Genomic DNA, 26162 nt, shown 5'->3' with positions numbered 1-26162 from the left:
TACGAGTGCCCACACAGATGATTGCTTTATATTGTTAAAGAACGTTGCGATTAAAGTTAAACTTTATCTCGCTAGGGCTGCGCATATTACGCTTTCCTATTTTTTTGTCAACACTTAATTTTAAACTTTCTTAATAATCTAAACTCAAGTTTTACTCGACTAACTGATTAACTCTTGCCTCGCTAAGCGTTGCTGTCTGCCGTCTCAGTGGGGTCGCATTATAGGGAGATCCAAAAACAGATCAACCTTTTTTTGAAGAAAACTTAAAATAAAACACTGTTCGCTGAGTATTTAAGCTAAACGCTCAAAAACAACACTAAACTAGACTGTTTTTAACTATATAAGTGCAAGTTAAATGAAGAAACCCAGATTCAATCTTTAATCGAAAAAACGATCCACTACTGAAATGATCAATATTTTGATCAAATGACCTAAGTTTATAATCTTTACCTATGTATATTGTTAATAACTTATGAGGGTCAAACACTGACAGTCGCAGTTATCACGCATTTAAATCATAGGTAAAAGTAGACTCTATAGATTTATACAGCTACATATTCAGTAGCAAGATAACTTTCAAAGCTATAAATGTTATTACCGACCATGAAATTTAAATTAACAAGCTAGTTGAATAACAAATGGTTATTAAGGGAAGTAGATTCTAGTGACGCTTAGTGGGCTTACAAAGATGTTGGTTTGATAATGGTATAGTTGAAATGTTGCGCTATATACAGGGATACTGATAGCGATATTATTTTTTGCCAAATTTTAGATATTAAAAAGCCGAGCTTATGCTCGGCTTTTTGGTGTCTTTAAGACTTACTCAGCAGACTGCGCGTCTTCTTGAACTTCTTCGTTCGCAGATGTGCGACCTACTAGTTCAATATAAGCCATTGGTGCATTGTCACCAGCACGGAAGCCACACTTAATAATACGAGTGTAACCACCTGGACGGTCTGTATTGCGAGGACCGATTTCACTGAACAACTTACCAACTACTTCTTTATCACGCGTGCGAGCAAACGCTAAACGGCGATTTGCTACACTGTCAGTCTTAGCCAGTGTGATTAAAGGTTCAATTACACGACGTAACTCTTTCGCTTTTGGCAAAGTAGTTTTGATGATTTCATGTTTCACCAAAGAACCTGCCATATTGCTGAACATCGCTTTACGATGGCTGCTGTTACGGTTTAATTGACGACCACTCTTACGATGGCGCATGACCCTATCCTTCTAACTAAACTAATATAGTGATTTAGATTATTCAGCTAGGCTTGCAGGTGGCCAATTTTCTAGGCGCATACCTAGAGATAGACCACGTGAAGCTAGCACGTCTTTAATTTCAGTCAGAGACTTCTTGCCTAAGTTAGGCGTTTTAAGAAGCTCGACTTCTGTGCGCTGAACTAAATCACCGATATATTGAATTTGCTCGGCTTTCAAACAGTTTGCTGAACGCACTGTTAGTTCAAGATCATCAACTGGACGAAGTAGAATAGGATCGAATTCTGGCTTCTCTTCTTTCTCTTCTGGCTCAGTAACATCACGTAAGTCTACGAATGCTTCTAGCTGCTCAGCTAAGATAGTCGACGCACGGCGGATCGCTTCTTCTGGATCTATAGTGCCGTTTGTTTCCATATCAATGATTAACTTGTCTAAGTCTGTACGTTGTTCAACACGTGCTGATTCAACCGAGTACGCAATACGTTCAACTGGGCTAAATGATGCATCAAGCAACAATCTACCAATTGGACGCTCATCGTCATCAGAGGATAAACGGCTAGATGCCGGCACATACCCACGACCACGTTCAACACGAATTCGCATGCTGATCGCACTATTATCTGCCGTTAAATGACAAATAATATGATCTGGGTTGGCAATGGTTACATCGCCGTCGTGCTGAATATCAGCCGCAGTCACAGGGCCTACACCAGACTTAGTCAGGGTAAGAAAAACTTCATCTTTACCTTCCAAAGTAACTGCTAGACCTTTAAGATTTAACAGAATTTCAATGATGTCTTCTTGTACGCCTTCTTTCGCGCTGTATTCGTGCAACACACCGTCGATTTCAACTTCGGTTACTGCACATCCTGGCATTGACGAAAGAAGTATACGGCGTAAGGCATTCCCAAGAGTATGACCGAAGCCACGCTCTAATGGCTCTAAAACTACTTTAGAACGAGTTGGGTTAATAGCGTCGATATCGACTAACCTTGGTTTTAGAAATTCTGTAACAGAACCCTGCATTTTATCCTCTCTTAACTCTTAACTTTACTTAGAGTAAAGTTCGACGATTAGTTGTTCATTGATGTCCGCAGACAGGTCTGAACGCTCTGGTAGGCGTTTGAAATTACCTTCCATTTTCTTACCGTCAACTTCAACCCAAGTCGGTTTTTCACGTTGCTCGGCTAGTTCTAGAGCAGCGATGATACGAGCTTGTGTCTTAGACTTTTCACGGATAACTACTACATCTTCTGGAGTAATTACGAATGAAGGAATGTTCACTACACGACCATTAACTAAAACCGCTTTGTGGCTTACTAACTGACGTGCTTCAGCACGTGTGCTTGCAAAACCCATGCGGTATACAACATTGTCTAAACGTTGCTCTAAAAGCTGTAACAAGTTTTCACCTGTGTTGCCCTTAAGGCGAGCAGCTTCTTTGTAGTAGTTACGGAATTGCTTTTCTAATACACCGTAGATACGACGTACTTTTTGCTTTTCACGTAATTGTAAACCGTAATCAGATAAGCGACCTTTACGAGCGCCGTGCTGACCAGGTGCAGTCTCAAGTTTACACTTAGAGTCGATAGCTCTTACGCCGCTCTTAAGGAACAGGTCAGTACCTTCACGACGACTCAGCTTGAGCTTAGGGCCCAAATATCTTGCCATGTTATTTCTCCTAACCTATTGTTAAACGCGACGTTTCTTCGGTGGACGACAACCATTGTGTGGTATTGGCGTCACGTCAGTAATGTTGGTGATACGGTAACCAGCAGCATTCAAAGCACGTACAGCAGATTCACGACCTGGACCTGGACCTTTGATGAAAACTTCTAGATTTTTTAAACCGTATTCTTGAGCAGCAGTACCTGCACGCTCTGCAGCAACCTGAGCAGCGAATGGTGTAGATTTACGTGAACCACGGAAACCTGAACCACCGGCAGTAGCCCATGATAGTGCATTACCTTGACGGTCGGTAATTGTAACAATAGTGTTGTTGAAAGAAGCATGAACATGAGCCATACCATCAGCAACTTGCTTTTTAACCTTTTTACGACGAATTGGTGTCTTAGCCATAATACTATCCCCTTATCGCTTAATAGGCTTACGAGGACCCTTACGGGTACGCGCGTTAGTCTTTGTTCTTTGACCACGTAGTGGTAAAGAGCGACGGTGACGTAGGCCACGGTAACAACCAAGGTCCATAAGGCGCTTGATATTCAAAGTAACTTCACGACGAAGATCACCTTCTACAGTGTACTTGCCAACTGCTTCACGCAATACGTCAAGTGTTTCGTCTGAAAGTTCACCGATTTTTGTGGTTTCGGCGATACCAGTCGCTACTAAGATAGCCTTAGAGCGAGTCTTACCTATGCCATAAATAGCTGTTAAACCAATAACTGCATGTTTATGATCAGGGACGTTAATGCCAGCGATACGGGCCACTAACACATCTCCTATATTTGAATTCGGTTATCATCTGTTTGAAGAGCCCGTAAGGATACTCAAACGAAGACCAAATCACAACTGAAAACACAGGCCGAGAAACCTCAGCCTGCACGACTTATAAATTAACCTTGCCTTTGCTTATGCTTAGGCTCACTGCAAATTACACGTACAACACCGGCACGTTTAATAACTTTACAGTTACGGCATATTTTCTTAACGGAAGCACGTACTTTCATTGCTCAACTCCGTAAACTGACCTTATCGACCGTAGCCTTTAAGGTTCGCTTTTTTCAGCACAGAATCATATTGATGAGACATCATATGAGTCTGTACTTGTGCCATAAAGTCCATGATCACAACAACGATAATCAAAATTGATGTACCGCCGAAGTAGAATGGCGTTTGCCATGCCATGGTCATGAATTCGGGCACCAGACAGATAAAGGTTATATACAAAGCACCTGCCAATGTCAGGCGTGTCATCACTTTATCAATGTATTTCGATGTCTGCTCGCCTGGACGAATACCTGGGATAAATGCGCCAGATTTTTTCAGGTTATCTGCTGTTTCACGTGGGTTAAAAACCAACGCTGTGTAGAAAAAGCAGAAGAAGATAATAGCCGCAGCTAAAACTATTGCATACAAAGGCTGACCTGGAGTCAACGTTGTAGCAATCGCTTGTAGCACATCAGCGACAGGACCTTCACCCTGGCCGAACCAGCTGGCAATAGTACCAGGGAACAGAATTATACTGCTAGCAAAGATTGGTGGAATAACACCCGCCATGTTTACTTTTAGTGGTAAATGCGTGCTTTGGGCAGCAAATACTTGACGACCTTGTTGGCGCTTTGCGTAGTTAACGACGATACGACGTTGTCCACGTTCAAAGAACACTACAAGATAAGTAACAGCGAATACGATTACCGCAATCAATAACAGTGCTAAAACATGTAAATCACCTTGGCGCGCCATTTCGGCTGTCGAACCAATAGCAGACGGCAGGTTAGCTACAATACCAACAAATATTAGAACTGAGATACCGTTACCGATACCACGTTCAGTTATTTGCTCGCCCAACCACATCAGGAACATAGTACCAGTTACTAAACTCACCACTGCGGTGAAGTAGAAACCGAGACCTGGGTTAACAACTAACCCGTCCATCATACCCGGTAAGCTTGTGGCAATACCGATCGATTGGATAGTAGCAAGCAAGAGCGTGCCGTAGCGTGTGTACTGGCTAATTTTCTTACGACCTTGTTCACCTTCTTTCTTAAGCTCTATAAACGGAGGATACATATGCGTTAATAGTTGCGTAATAATTGAAGCTGTGATGTAAGGCATTATACCCAGTGCTAACACCGAAGCGCGCTCAAGCGCACCACCGCTGAACATGTTGAACATTTCAACAATGGTGCCCTTTTGTTGCTCGAAGAAATCGGCAAGTACAGCGGCGTCAATCCCAGGGATTGGCACAAATGAACCTAGACGGTAAATAATGATAGCGCCCAATACGAATAGTAATCGACGTTTCAATTCCGAAAGCCCACTTTGTGCACTTTGTGTATCTTGACCTGGTTTAGCCATTAGTACTTCCTTAGTCTTCTACCTTGCCTCCGGCGGCTTCGATAGCTTCGCGAGCACCTTTAGAGGCTTTAAGGCCTTTAACGGTAACAGCGCGTGAAACTTCGCCAGATTTAACAACTTTAACGAACAGAACGTTCTTTTTAACTAGACCAGCTGCCTGTAGCGTACCTAGGTCTACCACATCGCCTTCAACTTTAGCGATCTCGTATAGGTTTATTTCTGCAGATACTAAAGATTTGCGAGAAGTGAAACCAAACTTAGGTAGACGACGTTGCATAGGCATTTGACCGCCTTCAAAACCAACGCGTACTTTACCGCCAGAACGTGACTTTTGACCTTTGTGACCACGGCCACCAGTCTTACCTAGACCAGAACCGATACCACGACCAACACGTTTACCAGCAGATTTAGAACCTGCAGCAGGAGAAAGTGTATTCAAATGCATTCGAATTACCCCTCAACCTTAACCATGTATGAAACTTGGTTGATCATACCACGTACACATGCTGTGTCTTCTAACTCAACAGTGTGATTGATACGACGTAAACCAAGACCGCGTAATGTAGCTTTATGTTTCGGTAAACGACCGATAGAGCTCTTTACTTGTGTTACTTTTACAGTTTTATTAGCCATGGTTTACCCCAGAATCTCGTCTACTCGAAGACCACGTTTTGCAGCGATCGACTGAGGAGAATTCATATTCTCAAGAGCTGAGATCGTTGCACGTACAACGTTGATCGGGTTAGTAGAACCGTAACATTTAGAAAGTACGTTCTGCACACCAGTAACTTCTAGTACTGCACGCATAGCACCACCTGCGATGATACCAGTACCTTCAGATGCTGGTTTCATAAACACAAGAGAGCCAGCATGACGTCCTTTAACAGGATGCTGTAATGTGTTGCCATTTAGGTCTACGTTGATCATGTTACGACGTGCTTTTTCCATTGCTTTTTGAATAGCAGCTGGAACTTCACGTGCTTTACCATAACCGAAACCTACTTTACCTGCGCCGTCACCAACTACAGTTAGTGCAGTGAAGCTAAAGATACGACCACCTTTAACTACTTTAGACACACGGTTCACCGCGATTAGCTTTTCAGCTAGATCAGGCTGTTGTTGCTTTGCTTCTACGTTAGCCATTGTCTACTCCTAGAATTGCAAACCGGCTTCACGCGCAGCATCTGCTAGCGCCTTCACACGGCCGTGATATTTAAAGCCACTGCGATCAAAAGCAATCTTTTCGATGCCTTTGTCAGCCGCACGTTCAGCAACCGCTTTACCAACTGCTTGCGCAGCTGCAACGTTGCCTGTGCCTTTAACTGTTTCGCTAATAGCTTTCTCAACAGTAGAAGCAGCAGCCAGTACATTACCCTCAGCGTTTACAACTTGAGCGTAAATGTGACGTGGCGTGCGGTGGATAACAAGACGCGTTGTGCCTTGTTCAATATAATTTCTACGAGTGCGTTTAGCACGACGTAGACGAGCTGTTTTTTTATCCATCGTCTTACCTTACTTCTTCTTAGCCTCTTTACGGCGTACATTCTCATCTGAATAACGAACACCTTTACCTTTATAAGGCTCAGGTTTACGGTATGCACGAATGTTAGCAGCTGTTTGACCAACTAACTGCTTATCTACGCCCTTAACTAGAACTTCTGTTTGGCTTGGAGTTTCAATCGTAATTCCTTCAGGAACTGCGAAATTAACTGGGTGTGAGAAACCAAGAGTTAAATCTAATGTTTTACCCTTAGCTGCAGCACGGTAACCAACGCCTACTAACTGAAGTTTCTTCTCGTAACCTTCATGCGTACCAACAATCATATTGTTGATTAGAGCGCGAGCAGTACCTGCTTGTGCCCATGCATTGGCTACGCCTTCACGAGGTAAAGTTGTAATAACGTTGTCGTTAAGTTGTACTTCAACTGCAGAGTTGATAGTACGCGTTAATTCGCCGTTTTTGCCTTTAACTGTGATGTCCTGGCCTTTTAATGTAACTTCTACACCGGCAGGAACATTAATTGGTGCCTTTGCTATGCGAGACATAGTTCCCCTCCGATTAAGCTACAAAACCAATGATTTCACCACCAACACCAGCACTACGTGCGGCGCGGTCTGTCATTAGGCCTTTAGAAGTTGATACGATAGCGATACCTAGACCACCCATTACCTTTGGTAATTCGTCACGTCTCTTATAGATACGCAAACCAGGGCGGCTAACACGCTGGATATTTTCAATAACAGCTTTGCCTTCGAAGTATTTCAACTCGATAGAAAGCTCAGGTTTAACATCACCGCTGATTGTGAAATCAACGATATAACCTTCATCTTTTAATACTTTAGCTAATGCTACTTTCAGCTTTGAATTAGGCATCGTTACAGATACTTTTTTCGCTGACTGACCGTTACGAATTCGTGTAAACAAATCCGCGATAGGATCTTGCAAGCTCATAGTCTTACTCCCGTGATTCTATTACCAGCTAGCCTTTTTAAGGCCAGGAATTTCACCGCGCATAGCTGCTTCGCGAACTTTGATACGGCTCATGCCGAATTTGCGAAGGTAACCATGTGGGCGGCCCGTAATGTTACAACGATTACGTTGACGTGCAGGGCTAGAATCACGTGGTAAAGCTTGTAGCTTAAGTACCGCGTCCCAACGATCATCGTCAGATGTTTTCACATCACTGATGATAGCTTTTAGTGCTGCGCGCTTTTCAGCGAACTGAGCAACTAATTTCGTGCGCTTTGCTTCGCGCGCTTTCATAGAATTCTTTGCCATAACCCTACCCTTATTTCTTGAATGGGAAGTTAAACGCTTCTAACAACGCACGGCCTTCCTCATCTGTTTTCGCAGATGTAGTGATTGTGATATCCATACCGCGTACGCGGTCTACTTTATCATAATCAATTTCTGGGAAGATGATTTGTTCACGTACGCCCATGCTGTAGTTACCACGTCCATCAAAAGACTTAGCACTTACACCACGGAAGTCACGGATACGTGGGATAGCGATTGAAACCAAACGCTCAAAAAAGTCCCACATACGCTCGCCGCGTAGGGTTACTTTACAACCAATTGGGTAGCCTTCACGTACTTTAAAGCCAGCAACAGATTTGCGTGCTTTAGTAATGAGTGGCTTCTGACCAGCGATTGCTTCTAGATCCGCAACAGCGTTGTCTAGAATTTTCTTGTCAGCTAGGGCTTCGCCCACGCCCATATTCAATGTGATCTTTTCGATCTGAGGGACTTGCATGACAGAGCTGAAACCAAACTTCTCTTGAAGTTCAGCAACTACTTTGTCTTTATATACTTCATGCAGTTTCGCCATCATTCTACTCCAACTATTAGATAGTTTTACCAGTAGATTTAAAGATACGTAATTTCTTACCATCTTCAATCTTGAAACCTACACGATCTGCTTTACTCGTTTCCGAGTTGAAGATCGCAACGTTTGATACGTCAATAGACGCTTCTTTCTCAACAATACCACCTGGCTGGTTCAATTGTGGAACCGGCTTTTGGTGCTTCTTGATTAAGTTAATGCCTTCGACAAATACTCGACCAGACTCGGTAACAACTGAAAGCACTTTGCCGCGCTTACCTTTGTCTTTACCTGCTAGAACGATTACTTCGTCATCACGACGGATTTTTGCTGCCATGATTGACTCCTTACAGTACTTCTGGGGCTAGTGAAACGATTTTCATGAACTTATCATTACGAAGTTCGCGAGTCACAGGGCCGAAAATACGTGTACCAATTGGCTGCAAGTTATCATTTAAGATAACAGCCGCATTGCTGTCAAAACGGATCAAAGAACCATCTGGACGACGAACGCCTTTCTTAGTACGCACAACTACCGCGTTTTTAACATCACCTTTCTTCACTTTACCGCGAGGAATCGCTTCTTTAACAGAAACTTTAATGATGTCACCAATCGCTGCATAACGACGGTGCGAACCGCCTAAGACTTTAATACACTGCACTTTGCGAGCGCCGCTGTTATCAGCAACTTCCAGCTGAGTTTGCATTTGGATCATGTTAATGACCTCCGGTGTAGTTATTACAACTGTCTTAAATTTGTTTAAAATCAAGACATTTAGGTTAAAAACCACTCAAAAAACAATCTAGTTGTCTCCCAAGGGCGGGCAATTGTATCAGCATTGCGGGGGTAGTGGTAGGTTATTTTTTAATTAATTTAGAATAACGAGGATGGTTGTTTTGTCGATGAAACATATTTTGCTATTTTAGCATTGATTATAAAACAATCAGGGCAATTTTATGCCCTGATTGTTTTATCACCGAATAAAATCGGCATTATTTGCCAAACAAACCTTTTAACTTATCTTTAATTTTATCTTTCGCTTTTTCTTTTACTTCATCTTCTGCCGCTTTGCTTACATCTAAGCTGATGCCAACATCATGAAATGGTCCTTTGATTCGTACTGGAATTTTAAAGCCGGTACTATCATCTTTGGTCCCCTGCCCTTCGAGTGAATCGACTATGCCTGTCACTAAGCGGTAGTTAACTGTCGTTGCGGGTAGATTAACATCCCCTTCACCACTAATACGTACTAATGGACTTAACAAACTCAGATCTGTGTTTTTACCTACGCCATTGGTAAAGTTAAAGCTACCCGTTAGCGCAGAGAAGTCAGTTTGCTGGGAATTATCAAAGCCAGTATCTAGCCCTTCGGATATTGCACCAAAGTTACCCTTAATTAGCTCTTTGCCTTTGCGAACCATTTCAGCAATGTTGGCGCCTTTTACTGCACCATCGGCAAATTCAAATGCTAGTTTACCCTGTAGGGCACTCATAAAGTCTTTTTGGCTCTGACCTGATGTTGCTAAGTCCCAATTGAGTGAGCCTTTGCCCATTAGCTTATCGAAGCCAGCGGCATCTGTCAGCAATGGTTGTGCGTCTATTTTATCTAACGAGAAGTTGGTGCTGATTTTGTAAGGAGCTTGTTTCGCATTAACTGTTACAGTGCCTTTACCATTACCTTCGTAGGCGGCAAACTTATCTAGGCTAATTTTCGCTACGCCTTTGTTAAGGTTTACAGTGAATTGATTAGCGCCAAGTTTGATTTCATTTGCTTTTAAGCCACTTGAACGGATCACCACATTCGCATCTAAGGCATTTAAGCCACTTAAATCCATTTTTGTGTCATCCCATACAATTGGTTTGGCTGGCTCGTCACTTTTAGGTTCTGGTTTCTCTGCTGGCGCTACCACCTCAGGTAAGTAAGGATTTAAGTCCAGCATACCTAAATCGATGTCAGCATTAACGGCTAAACGCTTACCTAAATTAAGCTCGCTTTTTCCTTTGATCTCTAATGCATCAAGAGTGGCGACTAATTCAGCTAGGTTGAACTTATCACCTTGCATACGCATTTTGCCACTAACACTAAATGCATTAAAGGCGCTTTCTTTAGCGTTCAGCTCGACTCCCTGCCATTTAGCAATGTCTTTTACTGAATCACCACTGAGCGCTAATTGACCTTGAATATCTTTACCTTGACCGGCTATTAAGCCTTTAAACTCAACATCAACTAACTTTGAAGTGACATCAGTTGTCACATTAAATGTATCACCTGCTATTGCTTTAGCTGGGTTATCAACTGTTACATCAAGCTCAAAGCGCTCTTGCATATAAGTGATCCCACCTTTGACTTCGAGTGATTTATGCAGTGAAGGCAGTAAGATAGCCAATTCTAAATCGCTAATTTGCTGTTTAGCTCCCGTTTGACCATCTAAATAAGTAAACGACCCACCATATATAGCCACTTCACCTAATTGAATATCAAAGTTTTCAGGTAGTTTGACTGCCTCACCTGCTTGAGTTTGCTGCTCAGGTTTCGCAGCTACTGCATCAAATAACTGCCAGTTAGCTTTACCATTTTTATCTGTTTCAAGCAGAATATTGGGTTCATTGATCACAAACTTTTCTAGTTTAAGTTCACCACCAAATAGCGAAAACCAAGGAATATGAACTGCAAGTTGCTGCATGCTTGCCATATCTGCACGTGAGCCAGTTTTCATATTGGCAAAATGCACATCTTCAAGTTCAAGCTTCAAAGAAGGAAAAACGGATAATGTTTTATCGCCTTTAATAGTTAAAGTACGCCCAGTGGTTTGCTCAACCTGCTCAGAGACTTTATTAAAAATGGCATCGGTTGGAATTAAAAACGGTGCAGCAATAATTAAAGCAACAAGCAATAATAATATGACACCAATAACTTTAAATAAGGTCTTCATGATGGTCCTTTCAAATGTGCAAATAATGTTCTTATCATAGCGGGAGTTAGCATTAAAATCATTGTGCAACGAAGAAAAATGCAATTTCCTGCATTCTACAGTGAATATATGAATTGTTACTGAAACATTTTGATACCTTTAGCTGCAAAACCATATAGCTGAATTTCGCAAAGCCGCGGGGCTTTCACAGCAAGAGCTAGCCGATGCTAGCGCCGTTTCACGCAAAACAATCAGCACGGTCGAAACATCACGCTTTACACCTTCAGTGATCATTGCATTGAAGATAGCTCGGCAGTTTGAAACTACTGTAGAGCAGTTATTTTCACTTGAATAAGCAGATTAAACCCTTTAAATGCAATCTTGTGCAGATTTAACTTATCAAGATTGCATCCCCTGTATTCTTCGGTATGATGCACAGCCCTGTTGTTTTAAGACGTTTTGCGCTAAAATTAAACAACTGAAAAATGTATTTAACCGGAGTACCATCAGGCATGAAAAAATTGCTCATTTCACCTTCACAAATGGCATTAGGCGAACAAGAAGGCCATATTTATCAAAATATTCTAAAGCAGGCTTCTGAAATCAGCTTAAACCTGATGGCGGTGAAAATAGAAAATCATCCTGAAGACTTCTTAGGTTGGTGCTATGAACTACTTAATGCTAGCCGTGACCGTATTAATCATGATTTACTCGAAACCAATCAATTACCAATTTTAAAAAAGCTTAATGACTTATTAGTTTCAGCAATTAGCTTCTTACAATTGAAAACATTACGCGTAGCGCCTTGGCCTGTAGTTAGTGTATTTATAGAGCAGCATAAAGATGTGTTAGCCCTTGATGAACAGTTACGCCTTGCCAACTATATAGCTGGTATTCGCGAGCAATCACTGAAAGAGATGATCCCTGAAGATTTATTAGCATTTAGTGGTAAACATACTTCTGCACTGGATCCAAGTAGTTATAATTTTGATGTCGAATGGTTTAGCTCTACTAAAAGCGCCAAAGCTTTTCATCAAATGCTTGCCGACCTGCCGGCATTATTTGATGAAGCATTAGCACATATACCTTTAGAAGGTGAAGTAACTGAAGCTGATTACCAAGAATTTGTGGTCAAATATTTAAAAGCCTTTACTGATAGCAATGAAAAGCCAACGCTTGCACCGGCAACTCGTCTATTAGCAATGCGCCGCCCAGATGTTTTTACACCAATTAATAACACCCGTTTAGATGCACTTTGTTCAGCATTGGCTATTACTAAATTAAATAATCGTGACTTTGCGCGTTATTGGCAGGATATTGTCCAAGCAGTTCATGGTATGTCTTGGTTTAAAATGGCAAGTGGTGACAGCGAGCTGGATCAACAACTTGTTGCAATCAAAGCATTAATTCCGTGCTTTTTCTATCATGCAGACAAAAACACGCCTGAAAACTCTAACTACATCAAGTTATTGAGCAAGCCAAAGCGTACAACTACCACTGGCACTAGAAAAGTGCGTCGTGGTAAAGAGTCTGCTGAAATACTTGTTGATCGCGCACTTGCTGCTGACGATATGCCTGAGCATATTCGCGCAAAGCGTGATTCAATTATCAGCGAAGTACAAAAAGGCCGTGGCGTGAACGAAACAATCAGCCTAATGCGTACTATTTTTGGTTAAACCACAGTAAAAAATACAAAAACCCGCTGCAACTGAGTTGTGCATGCGGGTTTTTTTACGCACCAATAAAGTGCGCAAGCTTCGTAAAAAACAATCTCCTCCTTTCACTATAAATATTTATACCTTTGTTTATAAAGTAATTTAAATATAAATTATTGCTTTTCATTTAACTTGGCACAAGCAGTGCTATTACCCTAGTAGACAACTAAAAATAGGATCCGCAATTATAGACTGCAATCTAATTAATAATTGCGAGCCAAAAAATCAGCATAACAACAGGATACCAAACATGTTAAAACTAAAATCAGCAATTGCGATCAGCACACTTGTACTCATGGGTGCAACATCTACAGCAGCATATGCAGAAGTAACAGCCAATGCCGCAGCAACTTCAAACTACTTATGGCGTGGTCAAGAACAAACCGGTGGTGATGCTGCAATTTCAGGTGGTATTGATTATGCCAACGAATCAGGTTTTTATGCTGGTACTTGGGCTTCAAATGCAAGCTGGGCCGATGAAATGACCTACGAGCTTGATCTCTATGCTGGTTTTGGTGGCGATATTAATGAAAATATGAGCTATGACGTTGGCTACATCTATTACGCTTACCCTGATGCAGCTTCTGGCGCAGACGCTGATTTTTCTGAAATTTACGGTAGCATCAGTATGGGTGGCTTTAGCTTTGGCGCATCAGTTCTTGCAACTTCAGCCGCAAGCGGTGATGGCACAGACTTTGGTGATTCGTTATACCTGACTGCAGATTACGGTTTCGCAGTTGGTACTAATGGCACTGAAATGGCCTTACACTTAGGCCACTACTCTGGTGATTTTATTGGTGATGACGATATCATCGATTACGGTGTATCTATCTCTAAAGATGGCTTCACTTTTGGTCTATCTGATACCGATATGGATGACAGTGATATTAAGGCTTACGTTGCTTTTTCAATGGACTTTAGCCTATAAAAAGAATGTGTTACTTGCTGCAACACTAAGGGCCGTAAGGCCCTTTCTCGATCTTGGTAAGCGGTAAGCGGCTAAGTTCATATTTTATATCAAGACTTACCCTCAACTCAGACTGCTTATAGCTTAAAACTTACAACTCCTATGGCACACTGTGCCCTGTTGAACCTTGCCAAATACGATACCATTGTTCACGACTGAGTTTTAACTGCTTAGCGGCAACAGCCGATTTAACACGCTCAATGTTGCCAGTACCCAGTACCACTGATGGGGAACTTGGGTGCATTAATAACCACGCGTAAACCACTTGATCAATAGAACTTGCACCAATTTCGCTGCCGACTTGCTCAAGTACTTGACGCAGGCGAATCGCTTTTTCATCATTTTCTGCAAAAATGCGACCGCCAGCCAAAGGTGACCAACACATAGGTTTAATATCAAGTAACTGACATTGGTCTAAACTACCATCATCAAGTGCTTGCATTTCATACGGTGAAAATTCAATTTGATTGGTCACCAATTCAAAATCAAGACGCGACTGCAATAAACTTAGTTGTGATGGCGTAAAGTTTGATACACCAAAATCGAGTACATCACCATTTTGCTTAAGAGTAGTGAATGCCTCAGCTACTTCGTCTGCATTCATCAAATAATCAGGGCGATGAATAAGTAATGCATCTAATCTATCGGTATTAAAATGCTTTAACGATTGCTGTGCTGAGCTAATAATATGTGCGGCACTCGAATCGTAATGATTAGCTTGGCCTGCTAACCCTAAGCTTGCAAAAGCAGGTTTGATACCACACTTAGTAATAATTTTGATCTCATCACGAATACTTGGCTTTAAAGCTAAAGCTTTACCAAACTCTGCCTCACAACCATATCCACCGTAAATGTCAGCGTGATCGGTGTGCCTTACACCGGCTTCAATTGCTTGCTCAAGAAAAGTTAAACACTGTTGTGGAGTAATTTGCCAATCTAATAATCGCCAAAACCCAAGTACTAGTTCGTCAATAGCGCGATCTGAGCTGTTCATAATTCCACCTTTATTTTTGTAAAAAATATTGTCCCGGCAAGTTCAATGCAAGTACCAAAACAGTATCCCTATCAGATAATTAATAAGCCATGATAATTTAATTGACCTTATTGATGTATTATTCTACATAATAAATAAGGTATTAATAGCTGAAAGTTATACCAGCACATGCATTAGCACATCAGTTTTATTCAGAGCTTTACCTTTTTTTGATGGCACAGGTAACGTAATAAACTTTTTGGATTAAATGAGGCTACAGATGAAAGACTTAACCCACACTATATACAGGCTGATGGCTTGCCTTTTACTCACGGTTAGTCAGTTGAGCTTTGCGGCAACCGCTGAACAAGAAGTCACTCATTTGCTCAGCTTTATCGCGCAAAGCAACGCGACTTTCATTCGTAACGGTGATCAACACACCAGCACCGAAGCCGCTGATCATCTTGCTATGAAATACCGCAAAGGCAAACGCTACGCTAAAACCGCTGATGAGTTTATTGAGAATCTTGCCAGTAAAAGCTCATGGAGTGGCAAACCTTATGCTGTTATTCTTGAAGATGATACACAAATCACCAGTAAGAAATGGCTTACAAACGAGTTAACTCATTTTAGAGCCACAGAAAAGCCGCAATAAGTGCGGCTTGGTTTCACTCTTAGGAGAGGTGAACTTAAATTCTGAAGTAACACTAACTCAAAGCTGTATTTAATACTGCGGTAGTTATTTTCATCATCAGCTTGCACTAGCGATAACTTTATATAACTAAGTTATCGACAAAATCTGCCTGCACTAATGATTTTTGAATGTCTAAATAATGACTGCCGGTATGCTCGGCTGAGTATTCAAAGCATGTGCTTGTAATAATGTTGCTTTGTTTTTAGCTACCCATGCATTCTTAATTTCGAACTATACTGTATGCAAATATAGCTGAACAATCTGTGAATACAACGTGCAATTAATAATCATTATTTTAGGAAATAACATGACTGTAAAGTAGATATTACTTGCACCCAATCTCGCTACTGGGTATAAAAATAGTTATCAACATTTAATAAGAAGCGAAAAGCCATGCAGCAACATGACCACCAACCACTTACAGACTTTATTGAATATCCACATGAACAGATGCTAGAACGCGCTAATGAGTTTTTAACGACCAGCCAGCGTCGTCATACAATTCGTAGTTTTAGCGACCGCCCAGTGCCAAAAGATATTATTCAAACCTGCATTAAAGCGGCAGCTACAGCACCAAGTGGTGCAAACCACCAACCGTGGCATTTTGTAGCAATTAATAGTAGTGATGTGAAAAAGCAAATTCGTGAAGCAGCCGAGAAATTAGAACGCTCATTTTATGAAGGCCGCGCTGGTGAAGAGTGGTTAGATGCTCTAAAGCCATTAGGCACTGATGCCAGCAAACCTTATTTAGAGCATGCACCTTGGCTAATTGCCGTATTCAGCCAAAAGAAAGGCGGCTTAAATACTGATGATAAAAACACCAACTACTATGTGCATGAGTCAGTCGGTATTGCCACCGGCTTTTTAATTCAAGCATTACATCGCGCAGGGCTTGCAACACTAACTCACACACCTAAACCAATGAGCTTTTTAACCGACATTTGTGGCCGCGACAAAGACAACGAACGCCCCTATATGCTGCTCATTGTCGGTTACCCAAGTGATGATGCTACTGTGCCTAATCATGCCTTGGTGAAAAAATCACTCGATGAAGTTGCGACCTTCATTTAGGTTTAAAATCCACCGCTAATGTGTCGCCGGCGTTAAGCCCGGCGATAATATGCTGTTTAGCATTAATCACCTCCCCTAAACGAACAAAGCGGCGCTCAATCTTTTGCTCGTTAATAACATATACCATGGCTAATTGACCGTACTCATGCACCCAACTTGGCTCAATTAAAATTCCTTGCTCGGTATCCAGTGGCAAGTGAAGCTGTGCATATAAACCAGGCATCAAGTTTGATTGTGTTGGCAACTCTAAACGAATTAACATACTACGTGCAGCACTATCGGCAATCGGAACAATTTCACTCACCACCGCAACAGCGGTTATATTAAGTGAAGGCAAACTGACCGTTAAGCTTTGACCCAGTGTGAGGCTAATTGCCTGACGTTCTCGTACATTAAATTCAAGCTGTAATTGTTGTGGATTATAAAGTGCCAATAAAGGTGAACCAGGCACTGCGGTATCACCTGGTTCAACTAACCGCTCTACAACAACTCCAGAAATGGGCGCTTTTATACGGGTAAATTCAAGTGCGACTTGTGCTTGGGTTTGCTGTTGCTTGGCAACAGCTAAGCTTGCGGTTAAGTTATCAAATTTCGCTTTTGCCTCATCATTATCACTAACCGATACCAACCCTTGTGAATATAAGTCAGTTACGCGCTTAAGCTGTTTATCAGCTTGTGTAAGTGACGCTTGAATGGCTTTTATTTGCGCATCACTTTGTGCCAATTGCGCTTTAAAATCGTCTTGCTGCAAAGTAATGAGAACATCGCCTTGCACAACACTATCACCAGCACGTACATTTAAACGTTCCACTTGTGCCATCACTCGTGACGAAATTTGCGTGTTTTGTTTTGCAATCACAGTACCGGGAACATCTTCACTGCGCTTGATCGCCGTCCGCTCAACGGTAGCGACTTTTCCCTCATATGTCGTTGCTAATACGGGTTTATTTCCTGCGGCTTGTTTATTTGAAAAGCTGCCTGCCATATAAAGCACAGCAACAATAATCACTAGCAACGCAATGATTGAGCCGAACAGTTTTGATTTACCTTGCATGAGCTTCATCCTCGGTTGTTTGTGTGTTCGCAAACACTAAATAATAAACTAGCGGCACCACAAACAACGAAAACAATGTTGATGCCACAATGCCAAAAATAATAGCGATAGCAAGACCACTAAATACGGGGTCTAACGTAATCACTAAGTTGCCTAATAAAGTTGTGCCAGCAGTCAGTAATACTGGCCGCATCCGCGTTGTGCCTGCGGCAATCAATGCCGCTTTTATTGCCATCCCTTGCCCGCGAGCTTGATTAATAAACTCAACTAAAATAAGCGAGTTACGCACCACAATACCAGCAAGTGCTATCATGCCGATCATCGCTGTTGCGGTGAATAGCACAGGCTCTGGAGCACCGGCTATGGAGCGCTCACCAAACTGATTTAATAACCAAAAACCCGGCATAATACCAATCACAGTAAGTGGAATAGCCGACATAATAATCAGCGATAAACTGGCAGATTGCGTTTGTATTCGTAAAATAATAAAAATGGCGGTTAACGCAAAAGCAAACGCAATTCCCATATCTCTAAACACATCAATTGTGATCCGCCATTCACCTTCACCACTAAACGTTACATGCGTGCCTTGTGGTAATTGCCAAGCCTGAGTTCCACCGTTATTAAAAAAGCTGCGGGCTAACCAATTTGTTTGCTCAAAATCATCGCTACTTACATTTAAATCAGCATTTACGTCCGCAATAATTTCTGCAGGAGTACGGCCATTAAGCTCTGCCATCACGTATACAACCTCGCGTTGGTCTTTACGCATAATCGGTTTTGCGACATTTAGGTTATGAAATTCACCCAGCTCAGATAAAGCCACCAACGGTCGTGGCGCACTAGTTAAACCAAACTCATTAGTTGATTTTGCCAGCTCTCTATCACCTCTGATTTGTATAGCAAGCAGTTGCGCTAATTGGTTTCGCTGCTGATATGGTAATTGCATTTTGATCTCAACGGGCTGCGTTTCACCACTGACATACATTACGCCCACATTTTTACCCGCAGATGCAATCGTTAATGTATTGGCAATATCTTGTGTTGATACCGCCGACAAAGCCGCCTTGGCTTTATCGGTAATAAAGCGCTGCATCGGTGCCGTGGCTGCAATACTTGTATCAACTTCAACCACATGGGGCTCTTGCTTCAGTCGTTGTGCAACTTGTTGAGCCGCTTGATGGTGGGTTTGCGTATCAACAAACGGATCACGATACACTTCAGCCACTAAGGTGCTAAATACTGGCGGCCCGGGTGGAACTTCAACCACTTTTATCACAATGCCATTAACGGCCAATGGCTCAAGCTGTTTACGTAAACGCATCACGACACCATGAGACTGTTGCTCGCGCTGCGCTTTGTCTAATAGTAATACTCTAAGCTCAGCTAAATTAGCGGCCTCACGGCGATAATAACCGCGCACCATACCATTAAAATCCATGCTTGATGGTTGCCCTACATACGCAGCTATTTCACTTACTTCACTAAGCTGCCATGTTATTGCTTGTACTTTACGAGCGGTCAGTGTTGTTTGCTCCAGATTCGTCCCCTCGGGCATATCTATCAGTACTTGTAGTTCATTTTTATTATCAAACGGCAATAACTTCAGCGGCACAATTCGCATCACGGGCAGCAATGCACTGATAATAAATAATCCTAAGGTTGCCCATAAAATCAGTTTTGCGCGCCCTTTACTGGCCAGTAAAGGCGTTAATAAGCGTTCATAAATAGCTACTTTAGGGGAAGTTAAATCATTGTGCTCAACAACCGGTTGTTTTAATAACTTCATGGCAAGCCAAGGAGTTACAAAGAATGCCACAATGGTTGAGACCATCACGCTTACAGGCACATTAAATGCCATTGGTGCCATATATGGGCCCATCATGCCAGTGATATAAGCCAAAGGAATAAAAGCCACCATGATGGTCAGTGTCGACATTAATAATGCCCCACGTATTTCGCTCATTGCAGCGACAATCTGTTGTTTTTTATTGCCTTTGTTTTGTAAAAAACGGCTAATATTATCAATGCCCGTTATCGGATCATCCACCAGCAAGCCCAGTGATAATATCAATGCAAATAACGTTACTCGGTTAATGGTGTAACCAAACGCAAAATCGAGGCTTAAGGTTATGCCATAACAAATTGGCACAGCTAAACCAACAACGATAGCGGCTCGCCAGCCTAAAAATACACCAACAAAAATCACTACGGTAAATACCGCAAACACTAAGCTTGAGGTTAAATTATTCACTTTTTCGTTAGCGGTTTGCCCGTAATCTCTAAGTATTGTGTAATTTATTTGCGAAGGTAAAAAATTAGTTTTTAAATCAGCCATCATTGCGTGTACATCATTTGCGACCGCGACTGCATTTGTGCCCGCTTTTTTAGCAACACTTAAGGTGACTAAAGGATGCTCTTGTGTGGTATCAGATTGCGCTAGCCACTGATAATTTTCAGGCTCACTTGGTCCATCGAGTACTTTTGCAATATCTTTTAAATAAACACTTTTGCCGTTAATAACATTTACAACAAGCTGCTCAATCGCGGCTTTTGTTCGTAACACATCACCAGCTTGTAGCATGATTTGTTGCTCTGCATTAACAACACTGCCAACCTGAGATAATTGATTAGATACACTCAGTGCATAATAAACATCGCTGAGCGTAGTTTGATGAGCTGCTAGGGCCGTCGCATCTAAATTGACCGTTAAAGTGCGTTTGCGCCCAGCAATCACTTTAACTTCACTGGTGTTTTCTATGCGCTGTAAACTATTCGCAATTTCGTTAGCAAAACGGGTTAACTCATAGTCGTTATATAATTTAGGATCTTTACTAAATAAGCCTAGCATCACAATCGGCACGTCATTTACTTCGACCGGGCGCACCTGCCATGAGCTAATAACTGACGCCATGGTATGTTGATAACTATATAGTTTGGCGTAAGTATCGAGGATTGCTTGTTCACGATCATGACCCACAGTAAAGCGCAATGTCACCACTGTGCCATTACTTTGTGTGGTTGAATAAATATGCTCAACACCGCGTAATTGCGCCAATAACTTCTCGAGTGGTTGCGTGACCAGCCTTGCCACTTCGGGAGCTTCAATGTTAGGAGCTGAGACATAAATATCCAGCATCGGCACCACTATTTGCGGTTCTTCTTCACGGGGAGTTTGCTGCAGCGCCATAATGCCAAGCAACACAGCCATTACAAAAATAATGATAGGAATACGCCCGTTAAGACTATTTTTTACTGCACTGTCGAGCTTATCCATTTGGTTATTCCTTACAAAATAAACCATAGAGCGTGGCTAACATAGCCTGTGCGTTGTCGTTAATCACCCGATAATAGATGGTCTGGCTTTCGCGACGAGTACTAACAATATTTGCTTTTCGTAGTGCAGCCAAATGCTGCGATAAAGCAGACTGTGCAAGTGGTACAGCCGCATTTAATTCAGAAACACTCATTTCACGCCCCTGCAAAGAGCACAAAATCATTAAACGGTTTTTATTTGCTAAAATTTTTAATAGCTGCTCAGCATGCTCTACGTTATTAGCCATAGCTGCAAAGTCGATAGTCATAGTTCCACTCTTATATTCAAAGTACAGCAGATTATAGTTAGCTATATTAGAAAAGTCTAATATTATAATTTACTAATGTAGCTTTATCTAATATATTAAATAGTAACAGTCACTATTACTAAGGTTAACCGTGAAACTAAACGATGCTCTTCGCTTGATAGCAGGTGTAATGATTTGCATATCATTGTTACTACAGCAATTTCATGATCCATTGTGGATTTGGTTTACAGTGTTTATTGCTCTAAACTTAATTCAATCAGCATTTAGTAAATGGTGCCCGATGATCACTCTTTTAAAAAAACTAGGTTTCGAGGAATAACATGCTTACTTCAATCCCAGATCTAATGAAAATAATTACGCCAAATCAACGCCGCATTGAGGCTACACAGGCCAAGCAAGAAATTGCTGACAACAAAGGGCTATTAATTGACGTACGTGAACCCGCCGAACATGCGGCAAAAGCAGCTATCGGCGCAATTAATATTCCCCGAGGTTTACTAGAAATGAAGTTAATGGAAATCGAAAAAGACCCAGCTCGGCCAATTTACTTACACTGCGCCAGTGGCGCACGCGCAACATTAAGCGCTGAAGCACTTACCCGCGTTGGTTATGAAAACGTCACCGTTATTACCTGTAATGCAGAACAGGTTTGCCAAGTATTTTAATGCAATTGGCATAACAGCTTCACATAAAAGTCATACTGGTCGGATAAGCTCTTACTTTTAAATTTAGCGGTACAGAGCAATGACGTTTACACGAAGAAATTTTTTAAAAGCCTCGGCGGCAGGATTTGGTGTCGCCGTTTTATCATTAGGATTAACAGCTTGTCGGTTTGATGATGAAGATGACGACATTCTTGACGTGAGCTTTGCTCATGGTGTTGCCAGTGGTGATCCATTAGCTGACAGCCTAATTCTGTGGACTCGTGTAACCCCTCTAGATCCAACAACCACCAGCATTAAAGTACAATGGCAAGCAGCAACCGACCCTAACTTTGCTAATATCAGCCACAATGGTGAAACACATATAAGTGCAGCTACAGACTTCACCCTAAAAGTCGACTTACAAGGCTTAAACGCCAACACCACTTACTATTATCGCTTTAAATCGAATGGCAAAACCTCACCTATTGGTGCAGGTAAAACACTACCAACAGGCAGTATTGATAAAGTGAAATTTGCTGTTATATCGTGTGCCAACTACCCCGCAGGCTTTTTCCATGTGTATGGTGAAATAGCCAAGCAAACAGACATAGACGCTGTATTGCATTTAGGTGATTACATCTATGAATACGGCAATGATGGCTACGCTACTGAAGATGCTGGTATTTTAGGCCGTTTACTGCCAGAAGATAACAGTGACGAAATAATTAGCTTAGCTGATTACCGTAACCGCTACGCTCACTATCGTACTGATGATAACTTGCAAGCAGCTCATAGTAACTATGCCTTTATTACTGTGTGGGATGACCACGAAATTACCAATGACACATGGCGAAATGGCGCAGAAAACCATAATGAAGGCGAAGGTGAATTTAGCGAACGTAAGCTACATGCCCTACAGGCCTATTTTGAATGGATGCCAATTCGTAATGTAGCAGATAAAGAACGAATTTACCGTCGCTTTGAGTTTGGTAATTTAGTCTCTTTATACATGCTAGACACGCGTGTACTCGCCCGTGATGAACAGCTAAGCTATACTGATTTTGACCTAACCAGTGCACAAGGACAAAGTGATTTTGCAAATGCACTAAGCTCACCATCGCGCGCATTACTTGGCAATGAGCAGCTAACATGGCTCACTGATGGCATGACAACATCAAACTCAAAATGGCAGGTACTTGGCCAACAAGTACTGATGACCAAAATGCATTTGCCGTTTGAAGTACTGCAACTACTAGTGAGCTTACAAATAAGTCAAGCAAATGGCGGCGACACAAATGCATTATTAGCACAAGCATCGGCATTATTTGCTGAACTTGCACAAATCAAAGGCCGCGTGCTTGCAGGCGATCCAAGTGTTACTGATGCGGAACGCGCTCGAGTTGATACTACTGCACCATACAATTTAGATGCATGGGATGGTTACGCCTACGAACGTGAAGTGCTGCTTGGTACTGCCATTGCCGCACAAAAGAACTTAGTGGTTTTAGCGGGTGATACTCATAACGGTTGGGCTGGGCAATTAGTTACTGATGCTGCAAACCCAATTGCAGCGTCACAAAATGCCGGTGTAGAATTTGCTACCTCTTCGGTGTCTTCGCCTGGTCTTGAAGAATACCTAGCGCTGAATACGCAAGGACCTGAAGTTACGGCACAAATGGAGCAAGTTATTGCACTATTAGTCAATGATCTTATCTATAACAACTTAGTCGATAGAGGTTACTTAACCGTGACCTTTACCCCAGAGCAAGCCACCGCTAAGTGGAATTACGTGAGCAGCATTAAAACCGCTTCATACGAAATGCAAACCGAGCGCAGTAAAGAACTACATATGCTAGCAGGTCAGCCAGTAATACAAGGGTAAAGATTCTAGGTGCTAGGAAAAATGTTTAGATGAAAGATTAAAACAGCCCGGCGATCACTCGATCGCCGGAATTTTTGCGTTACGACTTTAATCATTGGTAATTCCTTTCATATTCTTAGTGTCGCTATTCCTCTCAAAGTGCATGAATAAAACATGAGCGATACTTGATAGCACGATCAATACAATGCCTGTGATACCCAATAAAGTTTGAGTTTGTTGAAGAAAAATGTAGCCCAAAATACTAGAAAATAGAATTTGCGCATATTCAAGCGGCATTAGCTTAGATAAGTCACTTTTATTAAAAGCGAAAAAACGTGCTGCAAGTTTAGTAATAAGGAGCCCACCATATAGCATAATTAGTAGAGCACTATTTGTATCTAAAGGTTTCCACACAAAAATAGCGACGGGTAATAAGATAATCGCCGAATAGAGGGGAGCAAAAACCATTTGAGGCACAACTTTCTCTGCATTGCCTATTTTCTTTAAATTAATATTATAAATGACTAAAATAGCTACCGCTGACAGTGCAAAGATCAATCCTAGATAGAGGTTTTGCTGCGTTACTTGGCTCGCCATTAGTTTTGGAGAAAGCAGCATCATCACTCCAGCTAAATTCAAAATAATAGCCATATAGACATAGGCTTTTGGTTTTTCTCTAAAGATAAACACCGACAAAATGGACGTTATAAGTGGCACAAAAAAGTTAATCGCGGTTACTTCCGCTAAACTTAAATATTGCAGAGCATAAAACAAACATATTGTTGAACTAACACCAAGCAGTCCTCTGAAAATATGTAGCTTCATTTTTTGGGGTTTGATATTTTCCCATTTACCTTTCGAGAATAATTTAATGGCCGCACAAGCTGCAATTACATTAACCAAAAAGACAACTTGGAATGGGCTGATAGCTTTACCTAAAAAACCACCGATTAGTAACATCACACTTAAGATAAATGAATCTGACAACATCCAAATTACTGCGGTTGACTCTTTACTAGCCATTTAACTTCTCTCCATGTGTTTGTGTAGCACAAATATATGCTACAAAATTAGAGTCCTATTAGAAATCAACTACTTTGCCCCCTAATAAAGCTGCATCCTTTTCAGATAAAACCGCTTTAAATTACACCCGTAAAAGGTACAAGGAAAGAGGTTTAGAGATAATTTGAGCTAATAGCATAAGACACTTTGGGAGGGTTAAAACAAAAGAAGACCCTTGCTGTTAATGAAAAAGTTCAGATATTGGCCTTACGTTATCACACCCAAAAAATAATGACTTATTTGCTTAATAGTCACGGTTTTTGTACAAAAAATCTTTACGTGATTTATTCACAAAGAGGTTAAGAGGCACTGTAATGTGGGGGGAGAACAACCTAAACAACACAGTATAATATAAAGCTGTTCTCACTTTTTATCATCCAGCATTGTCACTAACATTTGTTCAATATTTTTCACACTGTAAGTAAGTGCGCGTATTAGCTCAACTTGGCTTTGTGGTTCATGATCAGCCGATTTTGTAGTTGACTGCTGTGCGGTTTGATTATCTTTTTGAGTTAAGATTGCCTCGCGAAACTCACTGGCATCAACTACCCCAAGTAACGATACTAATGCGCCATGACCAGACTGACCTGCGGTTTCAAAACTCAAGCGGTACAAACCAAACAAGCGCATCAGTGGACCTTGGCTTAACCCGACGTCAGTTATTTTTTCAAGTGGGATGGATTTTTCTTCTTTGAAAAATACACCGCGCTTAACAACTAGCTTTCGCTCTAATAAGTTAGCTGACATAGCTGCCAATATTCGCCCTGCCACCAGCCAGATAATGAAAGCGACGAATGGGATAAATGGAATTCCCACCAAACACAATACACAAGTGATAACTCCAAGCACTACCCAGTATGATTTTACTTTAGAGTCGAATTTAGCACTTTTTAAAATAGGGGTACTCATAGCTTACTCTTAATTTGATTAAACATTTAAATTACGTGATCACTGAGTTGAATGCAATTTAGCTAAATTGTTACCCTATTACGAAGTATTGCCAATAAACCTAAAAGATTAACACAAAGGGTTGTTTAAACAG

Annotated in this window: 32 protein-coding genes; 8 read left to right on the top strand and 24 right to left on the bottom strand. The window is 41.6% G+C overall.

What is annotated here, in order from left to right; genetic code table 11:
• Positions 1-819: 819 nt before the first annotated feature.
• The 18 genes from rplQ to FW757_RS18060 form a co-directional block, all read right to left on the bottom strand.
• A complete protein-coding gene (rplQ, locus tag FW757_RS18145; RefSeq protein WP_016710207.1) occupies positions 820-1221 on the bottom strand; it encodes a 50S ribosomal protein L17 in 402 nt (133 codons plus the stop codon).
• Between the two features lie 39 nt (positions 1222-1260).
• Positions 1261-2247, bottom strand: a complete 987-nt coding sequence (locus FW757_RS18140) for a DNA-directed RNA polymerase subunit alpha (protein WP_145241913.1) — start codon at positions 2245-2247, stop codon at positions 1261-1263.
• 24 nt (positions 2248-2271) lie between these two features.
• Entirely contained in the window at positions 2272-2892 is a 621-nt protein-coding gene (rpsD, locus tag FW757_RS18135; protein WP_016710205.1) for a 30S ribosomal protein S4, read from the bottom strand.
• A 21-nt stretch (positions 2893-2913) separates the two neighbouring features.
• Positions 2914-3300, bottom strand: coding sequence for a 30S ribosomal protein S11 (gene rpsK / locus FW757_RS18130; protein ID WP_002959471.1), 387 nt, complete (start codon positions 3298-3300; stop codon positions 2914-2916).
• Positions 3301-3312: 12 nt separating this feature from the next.
• Positions 3313-3669 carry a 30S ribosomal protein S13 gene (gene rpsM, locus FW757_RS18125; protein ID WP_145241916.1) on the bottom strand — a complete coding sequence of 119 codons (357 nt, stop codon included), beginning with the start codon at positions 3667-3669 and terminating at the stop codon, positions 3313-3315.
• A gap of 125 nt (positions 3670-3794) precedes the next feature.
• On the bottom strand, positions 3795-3908 hold the full coding sequence (gene rpmJ, locus FW757_RS18120) for a 50S ribosomal protein L36 (RefSeq protein ID WP_002959476.1): 114 nt from the start codon (positions 3906-3908) through the stop codon (positions 3795-3797).
• A gap of 22 nt (positions 3909-3930) precedes the next feature.
• On the bottom strand, positions 3931-5259 hold the full coding sequence (gene secY / locus FW757_RS18115; RefSeq protein ID WP_145241918.1) for a preprotein translocase subunit SecY: 1329 nt from the start codon (positions 5257-5259) through the stop codon (positions 3931-3933).
• Positions 5260-5269: 10 nt separating this feature from the next.
• Complete coding sequence (gene rplO / locus FW757_RS18110; protein WP_064668467.1) at positions 5270-5704, bottom strand: 50S ribosomal protein L15; 435 nt, start codon at positions 5702-5704, stop codon at positions 5270-5272.
• Between the two features lie 5 nt (positions 5705-5709).
• Entirely contained in the window at positions 5710-5892 is a 183-nt protein-coding gene (rpmD, locus tag FW757_RS18105) for a 50S ribosomal protein L30 (RefSeq protein ID WP_016710201.1), read from the bottom strand.
• A gap of 3 nt (positions 5893-5895) precedes the next feature.
• Positions 5896-6402 carry a 30S ribosomal protein S5 gene (gene rpsE, locus FW757_RS18100; RefSeq protein WP_002959485.1) on the bottom strand — a complete coding sequence of 169 codons (507 nt, stop codon included), beginning with the start codon at positions 6400-6402 and terminating at the stop codon, positions 5896-5898.
• Positions 6403-6411: 9 nt separating this feature from the next.
• Entirely contained in the window at positions 6412-6762 is a 351-nt protein-coding gene (gene rplR, locus FW757_RS18095) for a 50S ribosomal protein L18 (RefSeq protein ID WP_008115388.1), read from the bottom strand.
• Positions 6763-6771: 9 nt separating this feature from the next.
• Positions 6772-7305 (bottom strand): 50S ribosomal protein L6, encoded by a 534-nt coding sequence (gene rplF, locus FW757_RS18090; protein ID WP_145241920.1) that lies wholly within the window; start codon positions 7303-7305, stop codon positions 6772-6774.
• A gap of 13 nt (positions 7306-7318) precedes the next feature.
• Positions 7319-7711, bottom strand: a complete 393-nt coding sequence (gene rpsH, locus FW757_RS18085; RefSeq protein WP_145241923.1) for a 30S ribosomal protein S8 — start codon at positions 7709-7711, stop codon at positions 7319-7321.
• Positions 7712-7732: 21 nt separating this feature from the next.
• Positions 7733-8038: a 30S ribosomal protein S14 gene (rpsN, locus tag FW757_RS18080; RefSeq protein WP_058562128.1), complete on the bottom strand. Its 306-nt coding sequence runs from the start codon at positions 8036-8038 to the stop codon at positions 7733-7735.
• A 10-nt stretch (positions 8039-8048) separates the two neighbouring features.
• On the bottom strand, positions 8049-8588 hold the full coding sequence (rplE, locus tag FW757_RS18075) for a 50S ribosomal protein L5 (protein WP_016710195.1): 540 nt from the start codon (positions 8586-8588) through the stop codon (positions 8049-8051).
• 16 nt (positions 8589-8604) lie between these two features.
• The gene (gene rplX, locus FW757_RS18070; protein WP_016710194.1) at positions 8605-8919 is read right to left on the bottom strand and encodes a 50S ribosomal protein L24; all 315 of its coding nucleotides are present in this window, start codon (positions 8917-8919) and stop codon (positions 8605-8607) included.
• Between the two features lie 10 nt (positions 8920-8929).
• Positions 8930-9298: a 50S ribosomal protein L14 gene (gene rplN, locus FW757_RS18065; RefSeq protein WP_011329449.1), complete on the bottom strand. Its 369-nt coding sequence runs from the start codon at positions 9296-9298 to the stop codon at positions 8930-8932.
• A gap of 277 nt (positions 9299-9575) precedes the next feature.
• A complete protein-coding gene (locus tag FW757_RS18060; protein ID WP_182740423.1) occupies positions 9576-11516 on the bottom strand; it encodes an AsmA family protein in 1941 nt (646 codons plus the stop codon).
• A 142-nt stretch (positions 11517-11658) separates the two neighbouring features.
• On the opposite strand from FW757_RS18060, the gene FW757_RS18055 reads away from it, so the two are divergent.
• From FW757_RS18055 to FW757_RS18045, 3 genes are all read left to right on the top strand, one after another.
• Positions 11659-11850: a helix-turn-helix transcriptional regulator gene (locus tag FW757_RS18055; protein WP_182719227.1), complete on the top strand. Its 192-nt coding sequence runs from the start codon at positions 11659-11661 to the stop codon at positions 11848-11850.
• A 157-nt stretch (positions 11851-12007) separates the two neighbouring features.
• Positions 12008-13171: a hypothetical protein gene (locus tag FW757_RS18050; protein WP_145241931.1), complete on the top strand. Its 1164-nt coding sequence runs from the start codon at positions 12008-12010 to the stop codon at positions 13169-13171.
• 289 nt (positions 13172-13460) lie between these two features.
• The gene (locus tag FW757_RS18045) at positions 13461-14138 is read left to right on the top strand and encodes a TorF family putative porin (RefSeq protein WP_145241933.1); all 678 of its coding nucleotides are present in this window, start codon (positions 13461-13463) and stop codon (positions 14136-14138) included.
• Between the two features lie 139 nt (positions 14139-14277).
• Here FW757_RS18045 and FW757_RS18040 read toward each other — a convergent pair whose 3' ends face one another.
• The gene (locus tag FW757_RS18040) at positions 14278-15171 is read right to left on the bottom strand and encodes an aldo/keto reductase (RefSeq protein ID WP_182761996.1); all 894 of its coding nucleotides are present in this window, start codon (positions 15169-15171) and stop codon (positions 14278-14280) included.
• A gap of 259 nt (positions 15172-15430) precedes the next feature.
• Between FW757_RS18040 and FW757_RS18035 the strand changes: the two genes are divergently transcribed.
• Together FW757_RS18035 and FW757_RS18030 are read left to right on the top strand one after the other, a co-directional pair.
• Entirely contained in the window at positions 15431-15805 is a 375-nt protein-coding gene (locus FW757_RS18035; RefSeq protein ID WP_182761998.1) for a DUF5329 family protein, read from the top strand.
• Between the two features lie 432 nt (positions 15806-16237).
• Positions 16238-16915: a nitroreductase family protein gene (locus tag FW757_RS18030; RefSeq protein WP_182798087.1), complete on the top strand. Its 678-nt coding sequence runs from the start codon at positions 16238-16240 to the stop codon at positions 16913-16915.
• Here the strand turns inward: FW757_RS18030 and FW757_RS18025 are convergent.
• From FW757_RS18025 to FW757_RS18015, 3 genes are read right to left on the bottom strand one after another with little or no spacing between them, the layout of a single operon-like run.
• On the bottom strand, positions 16908-17969 hold the full coding sequence (locus FW757_RS18025) for an efflux RND transporter periplasmic adaptor subunit (protein WP_182762001.1): 1062 nt from the start codon (positions 17967-17969) through the stop codon (positions 16908-16910). The genes FW757_RS18030 and FW757_RS18025 overlap by 8 nt on opposite strands.
• Positions 17959-21246 (bottom strand): efflux RND transporter permease subunit, encoded by a 3288-nt coding sequence (locus tag FW757_RS18020; RefSeq protein WP_446441542.1) that lies wholly within the window; start codon positions 21244-21246, stop codon positions 17959-17961. Before FW757_RS18020 ends, FW757_RS18025 begins: the two co-directional genes overlap by 11 nt.
• A 4-nt stretch (positions 21247-21250) precedes the next feature.
• Positions 21251-21553 carry an ArsR/SmtB family transcription factor gene (locus FW757_RS18015; RefSeq protein ID WP_149983086.1) on the bottom strand — a complete coding sequence of 101 codons (303 nt, stop codon included), beginning with the start codon at positions 21551-21553 and terminating at the stop codon, positions 21251-21253.
• 130 nt (positions 21554-21683) lie between these two features.
• Between FW757_RS18015 and FW757_RS18010 the strand changes: the two genes are divergently transcribed.
• From FW757_RS18010 to FW757_RS18000, 3 genes are all read left to right on the top strand, one after another.
• Positions 21684-21872 carry a YgaP family membrane protein gene (locus tag FW757_RS18010; protein ID WP_149983085.1) on the top strand — a complete coding sequence of 63 codons (189 nt, stop codon included), beginning with the start codon at positions 21684-21686 and terminating at the stop codon, positions 21870-21872.
• Between the two features lies 1 nt (position 21873).
• A complete protein-coding gene (locus FW757_RS18005) occupies positions 21874-22218 on the top strand; it encodes a rhodanese-like domain-containing protein (protein WP_182732369.1) in 345 nt (114 codons plus the stop codon).
• 79 nt (positions 22219-22297) lie between these two features.
• Positions 22298-24079, top strand: a complete 1782-nt coding sequence (locus tag FW757_RS18000) for an alkaline phosphatase D family protein (RefSeq protein WP_446441541.1) — start codon at positions 22298-22300, stop codon at positions 24077-24079.
• An 87-nt stretch (positions 24080-24166) separates the two neighbouring features.
• Here FW757_RS18000 and FW757_RS17995 read toward each other — a convergent pair whose 3' ends face one another.
• Both FW757_RS17995 and FW757_RS17990 read right to left on the bottom strand, forming a co-directional pair.
• A complete protein-coding gene (locus tag FW757_RS17995) occupies positions 24167-25081 on the bottom strand; it encodes a DMT family transporter (RefSeq protein WP_446441540.1) in 915 nt (304 codons plus the stop codon).
• A gap of 402 nt (positions 25082-25483) precedes the next feature.
• Positions 25484-26029, bottom strand: a complete 546-nt coding sequence (locus FW757_RS17990) for a PH domain-containing protein (protein WP_446441539.1) — start codon at positions 26027-26029, stop codon at positions 25484-25486.
• Positions 26030-26162: the final 133 nt, after the last annotated feature.

The organism is Pseudoalteromonas sp. 1181_04 (genome assembly GCF_052850545.1).
This window is presented reverse-complemented; position numbering and strand designations above follow the sequence as displayed.

Coding starts and splice junctions, on each gene's coding strand:
- FW757_RS18040 (WP_182761996.1), bottom strand. CDS start 15,171: ATGAACAGCTCAGATCGCGCTATTGACGAACTAGTACTTGGGTTTTGG.
- rpsD (WP_016710205.1), bottom strand. CDS start 2,892: ATGGCAAGATATTTGGGCCCTAAGCTCAAGCTGAGTCGTCGTGAAGGT.
- FW757_RS18060 (WP_182740423.1), bottom strand. CDS start 11,516: ATGAAGACCTTATTTAAAGTTATTGGTGTCATATTATTATTGCTTGTT.
- rplN (WP_011329449.1), bottom strand. CDS start 9,298: ATGATCCAAATGCAAACTCAGCTGGAAGTTGCTGATAACAGCGGCGCT.
- FW757_RS18015 (WP_149983086.1), bottom strand. CDS start 21,553: ATGACTATCGACTTTGCAGCTATGGCTAATAACGTAGAGCATGCTGAG.
- rpsK (WP_002959471.1), bottom strand. CDS start 3,300: ATGGCTAAGACACCAATTCGTCGTAAAAAGGTTAAAAAGCAAGTTGCT.
- secY (WP_145241918.1), bottom strand. CDS start 5,259: ATGGCTAAACCAGGTCAAGATACACAAAGTGCACAAAGTGGGCTTTCG.
- FW757_RS18140 (WP_145241913.1), bottom strand. CDS start 2,247: ATGCAGGGTTCTGTTACAGAATTTCTAAAACCAAGGTTAGTCGATATC.
- FW757_RS18035 (WP_182761998.1), top strand. CDS start 15,431: ATGAAAGACTTAACCCACACTATATACAGGCTGATGGCTTGCCTTTTA.
- FW757_RS18045 (WP_145241933.1), top strand. CDS start 13,461: ATGTTAAAACTAAAATCAGCAATTGCGATCAGCACACTTGTACTCATG.
- FW757_RS18005 (WP_182732369.1), top strand. CDS start 21,874: ATGCTTACTTCAATCCCAGATCTAATGAAAATAATTACGCCAAATCAA.
- FW757_RS18000 (WP_446441541.1), top strand. CDS start 22,298: ATGACGTTTACACGAAGAAATTTTTTAAAAGCCTCGGCGGCAGGATTT.
- rplF (WP_145241920.1), bottom strand. CDS start 7,305: ATGTCTCGCATAGCAAAGGCACCAATTAATGTTCCTGCCGGTGTAGAA.
- FW757_RS17990 (WP_446441539.1), bottom strand. CDS start 26,029: ATGAGTACCCCTATTTTAAAAAGTGCTAAATTCGACTCTAAAGTAAAA.
- rpsN (WP_058562128.1), bottom strand. CDS start 8,038: ATGGCAAAGAATTCTATGAAAGCGCGCGAAGCAAAGCGCACGAAATTA.
- rpsE (WP_002959485.1), bottom strand. CDS start 6,402: ATGGCTAACGTAGAAGCAAAGCAACAACAGCCTGATCTAGCTGAAAAG.
- rpmJ (WP_002959476.1), bottom strand. CDS start 3,908: ATGAAAGTACGTGCTTCCGTTAAGAAAATATGCCGTAACTGTAAAGTT.
- rplE (WP_016710195.1), bottom strand. CDS start 8,588: ATGGCGAAACTGCATGAAGTATATAAAGACAAAGTAGTTGCTGAACTT.
- FW757_RS17995 (WP_446441540.1), bottom strand. CDS start 25,081: ATGGCTAGTAAAGAGTCAACCGCAGTAATTTGGATGTTGTCAGATTCA.
- rplQ (WP_016710207.1), bottom strand. CDS start 1,221: ATGCGCCATCGTAAGAGTGGTCGTCAATTAAACCGTAACAGCAGCCAT.
- FW757_RS18030 (WP_182798087.1), top strand. CDS start 16,238: ATGCAGCAACATGACCACCAACCACTTACAGACTTTATTGAATATCCA.
- FW757_RS18050 (WP_145241931.1), top strand. CDS start 12,008: ATGAAAAAATTGCTCATTTCACCTTCACAAATGGCATTAGGCGAACAA.
- rpsH (WP_145241923.1), bottom strand. CDS start 7,711: ATGAGCTTGCAAGATCCTATCGCGGATTTGTTTACACGAATTCGTAAC.
- rplX (WP_016710194.1), bottom strand. CDS start 8,919: ATGGCAGCAAAAATCCGTCGTGATGACGAAGTAATCGTTCTAGCAGGT.
- rpmD (WP_016710201.1), bottom strand. CDS start 5,892: ATGGCTAATAAAACTGTAAAAGTAACACAAGTAAAGAGCTCTATCGGT.
- rplO (WP_064668467.1), bottom strand. CDS start 5,704: ATGCATTTGAATACACTTTCTCCTGCTGCAGGTTCTAAATCTGCTGGT.
- FW757_RS18025 (WP_182762001.1), bottom strand. CDS start 17,969: ATGCAAGGTAAATCAAAACTGTTCGGCTCAATCATTGCGTTGCTAGTG.
- FW757_RS18020 (WP_446441542.1), bottom strand. CDS start 21,246: ATGGATAAGCTCGACAGTGCAGTAAAAAATAGTCTTAACGGGCGTATT.
- rplR (WP_008115388.1), bottom strand. CDS start 6,762: ATGGATAAAAAAACAGCTCGTCTACGTCGTGCTAAACGCACTCGTAGA.